The sequence below is a fragment of the bacterium genome (genome assembly GCA_021159335.1).
Lineage (GTDB): Bacteria > UBP14 > UBA6098 > B30-G16 > B30-G16 > JAGGRZ01.
The window spans coordinates 1-8,187 of sequence record JAGGRZ010000048.1 but is presented as its reverse complement, the minus strand read 5'-3'; the positions used below and the strand labels follow the sequence as shown (position 1 = coordinate 8,187).

Genomic DNA, 8,187 nt, shown 5'->3' with positions numbered 1-8,187 from the left:
TCGCCCTTCTTTATGGTTTTGTCCGATGCTATCCCATGAGGCATAGCAGCTCTGTAACCTGAGGCTACTATTGTTTCGAACGGCACGCGCTCGCTCCCAAGCTTTTTCATTTCGTATTCGAGCTCTGCGGCGAACTCCTTTTCGCTTATTCCGGGAATGAGTTTTGGAATTGTCCTTTTAAGTCCTTCTTCGGCGATATTTATAGCTCGTTTTATCTTTTCTAATTCGTCATCATCCTTTATCTGTCTGAGTTTTTTGAGAGGGTTTTCGATCCCGATAAAGTTCACATCGGGAAACTTGACAACAAGCCGCTTATGCTGGGCAACGCTAACATTGTTTGCGTCAATGCCGACGAATCGTGCCCCTTTAAACAACTCGAGCTCCTCGATAAGCGTTAAATAATCCTTTTGATGCGAAATAATGTGTATTTCAGCCTTGTCGCCCACCTGGGCTTCAGATTGAGTTTTATATCTGAAATCGGTCATAAAAACGCGTCTTTCAGGCGATACCCACAACATTCCTGCAGAGCCGCTGAACCCCACAAGATAGCGTATGTCTATGTTGAATGTGAAAAGAAACCCATCCAATCGCATGTCCTTCAATTCATCAAGGAATCTTTCTATCCTTCCCATTTTGCTCTCCTTTCAACCATTGATTTCCCAATTTCCTACCGGCAGCACTCTGAACGGGCGCATAAGTTCTGCTGATATTATTTTCTCGACATCGTCGATACAGCGAGAAAGTTCATCATTAACCACTATGTAGTCGTAATAAGGAGCGTGTTTTACCTCCTCATCGGCGTTTTTAAGCCTGACCAATATAGTTTCTTCCGGGTCAGTTCCCCGTGCTCTCAATCTTCTTTCAAGCTCTTCCTTGGTGGGTGGTATGATAAAGATTCTCACCGAATGTTGAGGATAAGCTTTCCTTATGGATTCGGCGCCCTGAACATCGACATCGAAAAGCATAACCCTGCCCTCGACAAGCGCTTTATCCACAAACTTCTTAAGCGTGCCGTACCTGTATCCGTGCACCCACGCCCATTCGACGAACTCCTTTTTCTCAATCATCGTGTCGAACTCATCATCGCTCACAAAAAAATAATCCACGCCATCTTTCTCGTCAGCGCGCTTTGGCCTCGTGGTAACCGAAATCGAATAAAGAAAATCCTCGTGCCTTGAGAGCAATCCTTTGTAAACCGATGTTTTCCCACCGCCGGATGGTGAGGATAAAATAACCAAAAGACCTTTTCTGGTCTTTATCATTTGTTGTCCCCCTTTTTCTCATCGCTTTTGAGCGGCAACCTGATGTAGAATGTGACGCCCCCGACTGGATTGTTCTTGTACCATATCTCGCCCTTATGAGCCTCGATTATTTGCGCCGATATGGACAGTCCAAGCCCCGTCCCGGTGGGTTTAGTCGTGAAAAAAGGCTGGAATATCTTATCCCCAACGCCCTCAGGTATCCCTGGCCCATTATCGCTGAACTCTATCCAGCAGTATTCCCCCTCTTTATAGGCTTTTATCCCTATCTTTCCTCCCTCACCGAGCACCGATATGGAATTTCTGAAAAGGTTTATCAAGACCTGTCTTATAAGCTGTTCGTCGTATTCGAATTTAGGAATGTCATCGGCTATCTCGTAGGTTACGGTTATCTTTTTCTCGGCGATTTCTGGTTCGAAAAATATTATAACATCCTGAATGGTTTTGCCTATTTCGCAAAGTGATTTTTCAGGCTCGCTGAATTTTGAGAAGTCGAGCGCATCCTGTATGGTTCTCTCGATCTTTTGCGTCTCCTCAAGTATTATCTCAAGTTTCTCCCTCAGGTTCTCGTCCAAGTCATAATCTCTTAGTATCGCCCTCGCGAAACCACCTATGGCAACGATCGGGTTTCTTATCTCGTGGGCTATCTGCGCCGCTATAGTCCCGACAGCAGAAAGCTTTTCCGCAAGCACCAGCTTCTCCTGATTCTCCCTGAGCTCGGCATATGCTTTCTCAAGCTCCTGATAGCTTTTCTGCAGTTCCTCAGTAAGCATCGACCTTTCAATAGCAAAACTCGCATGATTCGCAACAGCTCTTAAGAGTTCGAGGTCAGATTCAGTTATAGGCTTTTTGGTAACGAGGTTATCAACTATTATAACACCCTGAGGTTTCTCGAGTGTCCTTAGCGGTACAACGGCAAAAAACGGCGACCCCAGGGTTTCCCTAATATCGGCTGTCTCATCCCAGAGTTCTTTGTTATCGGGGGAAACGAGCACAGCAGAACCCTCATTAAGCACCCGCAGGAGGAAGTGGTTGCTATCGAGGGGAATTCTGAATTTCTTTATCGTCTCGTTTATTTTGGCGTCCTCATTCTCGAAAACCTCATAATATGCTCGCAGCGTTTCCGAGAGCGTGCGTGGATGAGTCGGCAGGTTAGCCCATATTCGCTGTGCCTCCTCAGGCGTTGACGGTCCTATAGCGTATTTCCCCACAAGCGTTCCCTCTTTCTCGTCGATGAGCAGCAAAAACGCTCTGTTAAACTGAAGTCCTTCGCGAGCAGTTATGGCGGTAAGAAGTATGTGAAGTATTCTGTCAAGCTTAGTTTCTCGCTGAAGCGTGTCGGTGAGCTCGATTATCATGTGCAAAGCTTGGTATTGACGCTTGAGTTTTTCGCTCGTTTCCCGCAGCCTTTCCTGTATGGCTTCGTTATCCTTTTGCAAGGCCTCACGGTGTTCTTTTGGCGATATGTGACTCAGGAAGTAAACTGCAAGTATCGTATCACAAAGATTACCCGTATCCTCAAGTCGTATCGGGATTGCTTTTGGCGATGATGCTATTATCCGTCTGAATTCGCGGTGTGGGTCACCGCCGACGATGAGAACGAAAAAATCCTCCTTTCCCGCGAGTTCGCGCAGTTCGTCCTCAGATAAAGTTAACCCCGCTATAACTACGCACCCTTCCTTATCGCTTATGTCAAATCCGCACGACCGTATAGGTTGTGCTATACTCTTTAGGATTTCCTCGTCGTGCTCAATTATCGTTACGCAAACTTTTTCGCTTGAATTCTCCATACACCTTAAAATAACTGATATTTCGCTCAGGTCAATAATACGCATTGACTCAAAAAATTATATGACACCCAGACCGTGCGTTTTTGCAGCAGGCGATGTTGTGACAGGTGCTGCGACGGTCACCGAGGCCATGGGAACTGCAAGGATTGCTGCGAAAGGTATAGATGCCTGTCTATCGGGCAAGCTGAAAAAGAAGTAAGATTATGCTCAAAACATTCGGTTGACTTCTTGTTCGGGCGAAATGCGCGCGGAAAAAGTGTTGCCTAACCGAGATGCGGGTCTTATCAACTTATTTTCGTTTGCTTCTTCGTGTGAAGCTTTCAACAGCAGTATCCCATTTTCTGGACACTACTTTCCCAATTATAGTTCTGAGTTGTGCAGGAAGCCTGACAAGGTAGGATTCAAGTGGCTCCATAGTTTCGGGATGCACGAGTTCGGGGTTGAGCTCAAGCAACGGAACCAGGAAAAAATCGCGCTGACAAAGGTATTTATGTGGTATGCAAAGAGATTCGCTTTCGAGGACATCTTCGCCGAAAAGTAATATGTCGATGTCAAGTTCTCTCGGCCCCCATTTTGAGGAACTGGGCTGACGACCAAGTTTGCGCTCTATCATTTTTAGCTCGAAAAGAAGTTTTTTGGGAGGTCCTTCGTATTCCACCAATGCGACCGCATTAAGAAATTTCGGCTGGTATTTTTCGCCCCAGGGCTCCGATTCATAGACTGACGAAACTGCTTCTACCTTTGCTATTTTTGCTATCTCTTTTAGTCCGTTTATTATGTTCTCGAGCCTGTCGCCAAGGTTACTGCCAAGCCCGAGATAAACGCTTTCCGCCATCACCTTTTCCTCTCGCATTCGACCTCAACCCACTCAAGAAAACCTGGGAATGGCGGATGATTCTTCCGAACCTTAACCACGAGATGTCTCGCCATCGGCGTTTCCTTCATAATAAGGTCCGCAAGCCTTTCAGCAACAGTCTCGGTAAGATGGAACCTATTCTCGTCGAAAAAGCGCGCTATAAGCCAATATATGGTTTCGTAGTTTATTGCGTCGGAAAGTTTATCCGTTGCAGCTGCCTTCGATGTATCGTACTCTATCTCGACATCCACTGAGTAGCGCTTGGCAAGCTCCTTCTCAGCCTTGGATGTACCATGATAGCCGAAAAAGAGCATGTTGTGCATTCTTATTATTCCCATTAGGTTCCCCTCACATGGTGAAACAAAGTTATGGGCACTCTTCAAATCACCTTACCTCAATTCTATTGGCCAGCGCGTTGGTAAGAGTCTTTTTATCGGTGAACTCAAGCAGGCTCCCCGCAGAAATCCCCCTCGCAAGAGTTGTGACTTTAACACCAGTTGGTTCGAGGATTTTTGCGAGATACCTTATCGTGGTCTCCCCCTCAGGAGTTGGATTAAGCGCCAGAATAACTTCCTTAATATCACCCTGGCTAACTCTCGCGAGAAGCTCTTTTATGTGTAGTTGTTCTTCGTCAACCCCAGCGAGAGCGTCGAGAACACCACCAAGCACATGATAAACACCATCGTAAGCCATTGTAGCCTCTATCGCTGCTATGTCCTGCGGTTGCTCGACCACACAAATAGTCGAATGGTCACGATTGGCATCGGCGCAGATGGGACACGGGTCACTCTCGGAAATGTTAAAGCATATAGAGCAAACTTTAGCCTCCTCCATTATCCCCCGCAGAGCATCAATGAGCGCCTCTATGTCCTCCTTCGGACGGCTTAGAAGATGATATGCCAGTCTCGTCGCGGTCCTCACGCCTATCCCCGGGAGCCTTGTTAGCTCCTCTATAAGTTTATCTATAGCTTTTTTGTCAGCCATTTTTACTCTTCTTTTGCCGCTTTCGCTTCGGCTATTATTTTATCAGCTATTTCCTTGGGGACCGGCTCATAATGTGAGAACTTTTGCGTGAACCATCCTCTGCCCTGTGTCATTGAGCGAAGTGTGCTACTGTACTTATAGAGCTCCGCCTGCGGAACCTTTGCTATTATTTTCTGAAGTTTCTTGCCCACGGGCTCGACACCAAGAATTCTGCCTCTTCTTGCCGATATGTCACCCATAACATCGCCGGTGAACTCCTCCGGCACTATAATCTCAAGGTCCATTATTGGCTCAAGTAGAATAGGTTTTGCCTTCATGAATGCGCGTCGGAAAACCTCTCTGGCGCATCTTTGAAATGCGATGTCTTTGCTGTCAACTGGATGCTCCTTCCCGTCAACCACGACTGCTTTGAGGTCTATTATAGGATAACCAGCCAGAACACCTTCACTCATCGCCTGCTTTATACCCTTCTCTATCGAGCCTTGAAAACCTGATGATATCGCACCGCCAAAAACCTCCCAGCCGTATTCGAAGCCAGCGCCACGCTCAAGCGGCTCTATGCGAAGTTCTATCTCCGCGAATTCACCTGCACCGCCTGTTTGCTTCTTATGGCGATATCTATCCGAAGCTACTGCCGTTATAGTCTCGCGGTATGGAATGCGTGGTTTCCTTAGCTCGACATCGACTTTGAATCTTTCGCGAAGTTTCCTCACAACGAGCTCGAGATGAACCTCGCCCTGACCGTAAACTATTGTTTGCTTAAGTTCGGGATCGACATTAAAGAAGAATGTGGGGTCCTCATCGTGCAGCCTCGCAAGCCCCTGGGCTATCTTGTCCTCCTCGCCTTTTTGTTTTGGTACCACGGCCTCTGCGACTAACGGTTCCGGAAACTCTATTGGTGGGAAAACTATAGGCTCCTTCTTGTCGCACAGAGTATGCCCAGTTTTCGTATTTTTCAATTTGACAGTAACACCAATATCACCTGCCAGAAGTTCTGGGACATCTTCACGATTCTTCCCGTTGGACACAAAAAGCTGTCCTATGCGTTCGGTAGTCTGGACATTGGGGTTAAGTACATCGTCGCCGGGTTTCACGCGCCCCGAGTAAATCCTGAAGTAGGTGAGATCGCCCACATGTGGTTCAGTAATAAGCTTGAAAACGAGAGCTGAGAATGGCTCATTGGGTGATGGCTTTCTCTCGAGCGTTAGCTCGCCGCCAACCTTTTCTGCACCCTTAACAGGTCCTGCCAAAGCAGGCGAAGGCACAAATTTGATTATAGCATCTATTAGAAGGTCAATCCCCATGTTAAGCGCAGCAGAGCCGGTGTAAACGGGCACTATCTCACCGCTCATAATGCCGTCCAGAAGTCCCTTGGCTATCTCGTCCGCGGAGAGTGTTCCTTCTTCAAAGTATTTTTCCATGAGCTTCTCATCCGATTCGGCAGCTCGCTCAACGAGTGTCGTGTGAAGTTTCTCGACATCATCTGCTATTTCTGCAGGCACATCTACTTTCTTCCCTTTGCCTTTACCGCCCTTTTCGTATTGATAAGCAGTTTTCGTAAGTAAATCCACAACACCAATGAAAGTATCGGCAGCTCCTATCGGCAGAGTGAAGGGGACTATGGCATCGCCGAAGTAATCTTTAAGGTCCGAAAGGACTTTGTTGAAATCGGCATTTTCCCGGTCCATTTTATTTATGAAAACGATTCTTGGCTTTTCCTCAAGGTAGTCCCATGCTTTCTGGGTTCCCACCTCAACACTTGCCTGAGCGGAAACCACGATGATTCCTGCCTCAACAACCCTCGTGGCGCTTATCAGCTCGCCTATGAAGTCGGTGTATCCGGGTGTGTCTAAAATGTTGATTTTATTGTCGTCGTGCATTATGTGCATAATGGAGATGTTAACGGAGCTTTTCCTCTCGATCTCTATTTGATGAAAGTCGCTTACAGTATTGCCCTGCTCGACCGAACCCATCTTGGATATCATGCCAGCAGTGTAAAGCATTGCCTCAACCAGCGTGGTTTTGCCAGCTCCTCCATGAGATAGCAACGCGATATTCCTTATCTTATCAGGACCTACGACTTTAGACCCCACTTCCTCCTCCTTTGCTTTAAAATGGAAAACAAAATATTAAAGCCCATCTTAATGTCAAGCTCGCAGAAAAATAAGTTAAAGAGATTTTTATCTAAAATAAATAAAGAGCTAAATTTTAAAAAGCAACATATAACAAAATTAATTATTAAATTAAGGCGATAAAATTTATTTGCAAATCAAAAAAGCTTTACATATAAATTATAAATTCTTAATATTAAATGTGATTCGAGGGAGGACTATGAGAAAAGGGTTCACGCTTGTTGAAATAATGGTCGTTGTTGTCATAATAGGCGTGCTTGCTGCTCTTGCTATACCCACATATAAACTTGCAGTAGTTCGTGCTCGTCAGCGAGAGGCATTAGTGAATCTTAAATACCTTTGGGAACTTGAGCAGGCTTTCTTCGCTGAACACGGTCACTTTGGTCCCGGGATTCATGTAGATATAAACGAGGCTCACCTGCCGCCCGGGGTTGGGGGTAGAATAAAATCTTACATTGACAACGACCCACCGCTCGAATTCAGCCTCCCACCATCGCATAGGTACTATTATTACATCTATTACGAAACCAATCCGCCTTTTCTTTATATAGGCGCGGATTGTCGTGGTGAGAATGACCTCGATGGTGATCCTACACCTGATTGGTGGTATATATGGAATGATGGCATAATAAGGCCCATGTTCGACGATGCCGTGGAATAACAAATCGGAGCAACATCTGTGTCAAAAAGCATAAAAAATATCATAGTAGCCGGTGGTTTGCTCGTAGTGCTGACACTAATAGCAAATTTAATATACACCGTGAAATCGCAATACACTATACCACCTGCTGACCCCGCATCGCGCGAATGCCTTATGGAAATCCACAGAAATATAATGAAATATTATGTCGAGAATGGTAAGTTCCCTGAAAGCCTCGACGAACTCTATCAGAAAGGTTTTCTCCCGCCTCAATATTTTGATATAGTATTCGAAGGCAAAGTTTCTTACATATATGGAAAAGATTCGTTTTTCTTATACTCCAATGTTGATACAACAATAAATATTGTAGGCTTTAAAACGCCTTTTACCCCAAAGAAAGCTTCAAGCAAAAAATAACACTATATAAGCCAAAATTTGGCCTTTCCCGTTAGAAAATCTGTTTTTTATGTGACTTAGCTTCCGAAAACCTCGTTTAGAATTTTTATTATCTCTTCGCCGATTCGTT

10 protein-coding genes are annotated in these 8,187 nt (G+C 45.6%); 3 read left to right on the top strand and 7 right to left on the bottom strand.

The window, feature by feature from the left end; genetic code table 11:
- The 3 genes from J7J62_03060 to J7J62_03050 form a co-directional block, all read right to left on the bottom strand.
- Positions 1–632 (bottom strand): aminopeptidase P family protein (locus tag J7J62_03060; GenBank protein ID MCD6124134.1); only part of this gene is annotated, 632 nt, incomplete at its 3' end.
- Positions 633–644: 12 nt separating this feature from the next.
- The gene (gene gmk / locus J7J62_03055) at positions 645–1,262 is read right to left on the bottom strand and encodes a guanylate kinase (protein MCD6124133.1); all 618 of its coding nucleotides are present in this window, start codon (positions 1,260–1,262) and stop codon (positions 645–647) included.
- A complete protein-coding gene (locus tag J7J62_03050; protein MCD6124132.1) occupies positions 1,259–3,049 on the bottom strand; it encodes a GAF domain-containing protein in 1,791 nt (596 codons plus the stop codon). The genes gmk and J7J62_03050 overlap by 4 nt, the downstream gene beginning before the upstream one ends.
- Positions 3,050–3,110: 61 nt before the next feature.
- Here J7J62_03050 and J7J62_03045 point away from each other — a divergent pair, with 61 nt between their 5' ends.
- The gene (locus J7J62_03045) at positions 3,111–3,248 is read left to right on the top strand and encodes a hypothetical protein (protein ID MCD6124131.1); all 138 of its coding nucleotides are present in this window, start codon (positions 3,111–3,113) and stop codon (positions 3,246–3,248) included.
- A 90-nt stretch (positions 3,249–3,338) separates the two neighbouring features.
- On the opposite strand, the gene folK is transcribed toward J7J62_03045, so the two are convergent.
- Genes folK through fusA form a run of 4 tightly spaced genes read right to left on the bottom strand, consistent with a single transcriptional unit; the run spans position 3,339 to position 6,982 of the window.
- The gene (folK, locus tag J7J62_03040) at positions 3,339–3,902 is read right to left on the bottom strand and encodes a 2-amino-4-hydroxy-6-hydroxymethyldihydropteridine diphosphokinase (protein ID MCD6124130.1); all 564 of its coding nucleotides are present in this window, start codon (positions 3,900–3,902) and stop codon (positions 3,339–3,341) included.
- Complete coding sequence (gene folB, locus J7J62_03035) at positions 3,884–4,243, bottom strand: dihydroneopterin aldolase (GenBank protein MCD6124129.1); 360 nt, start codon at positions 4,241–4,243, stop codon at positions 3,884–3,886. The genes folK and folB overlap by 19 nt, the downstream gene beginning before the upstream one ends.
- A gap of 46 nt (positions 4,244–4,289) precedes the next feature.
- Complete coding sequence (recR, locus tag J7J62_03030; protein MCD6124128.1) at positions 4,290–4,889, bottom strand: recombination protein RecR; 600 nt, start codon at positions 4,887–4,889, stop codon at positions 4,290–4,292.
- 2 nt (positions 4,890–4,891) lie between these two features.
- The gene (gene fusA, locus J7J62_03025; GenBank protein MCD6124127.1) at positions 4,892–6,982 is read right to left on the bottom strand and encodes an elongation factor G; all 2,091 of its coding nucleotides are present in this window, start codon (positions 6,980–6,982) and stop codon (positions 4,892–4,894) included.
- Positions 6,983–7,220: 238 nt separating this feature from the next.
- Here fusA and J7J62_03020 point away from each other — a divergent pair, with 238 nt between their 5' ends.
- Complete coding sequence (locus J7J62_03020) at positions 7,221–7,682, top strand: prepilin-type N-terminal cleavage/methylation domain-containing protein (GenBank protein MCD6124126.1); 462 nt, start codon at positions 7,221–7,223, stop codon at positions 7,680–7,682.
- Between the two features lie 18 nt (positions 7,683–7,700).
- The gene (locus tag J7J62_03015; GenBank protein ID MCD6124125.1) at positions 7,701–8,078 is read left to right on the top strand and encodes a hypothetical protein; all 378 of its coding nucleotides are present in this window, start codon (positions 7,701–7,703) and stop codon (positions 8,076–8,078) included.
- The last annotated feature ends 109 nt before the right edge of the window (positions 8,079–8,187 follow it).

Coding starts and splice junctions, on each gene's coding strand:
- gmk (MCD6124133.1), bottom strand. CDS start 1,262: ATGATAAAGACCAGAAAAGGTCTTTTGGTTATTTTATCCTCACCATCC.
- J7J62_03050 (MCD6124132.1), bottom strand. CDS start 3,049: ATGGAGAATTCAAGCGAAAAAGTTTGCGTAACGATAATTGAGCACGAC.
- J7J62_03045 (MCD6124131.1), top strand. CDS start 3,111: ATGACACCCAGACCGTGCGTTTTTGCAGCAGGCGATGTTGTGACAGGT.
- folK (MCD6124130.1), bottom strand. CDS start 3,902: ATGCGAGAGGAAAAGGTGATGGCGGAAAGCGTTTATCTCGGGCTTGGC.
- folB (MCD6124129.1), bottom strand. CDS start 4,243: ATGGGAATAATAAGAATGCACAACATGCTCTTTTTCGGCTATCATGGT.
- recR (MCD6124128.1), bottom strand. CDS start 4,889: ATGGCTGACAAAAAAGCTATAGATAAACTTATAGAGGAGCTAACAAGG.
- J7J62_03020 (MCD6124126.1), top strand. CDS start 7,221: ATGAGAAAAGGGTTCACGCTTGTTGAAATAATGGTCGTTGTTGTCATA.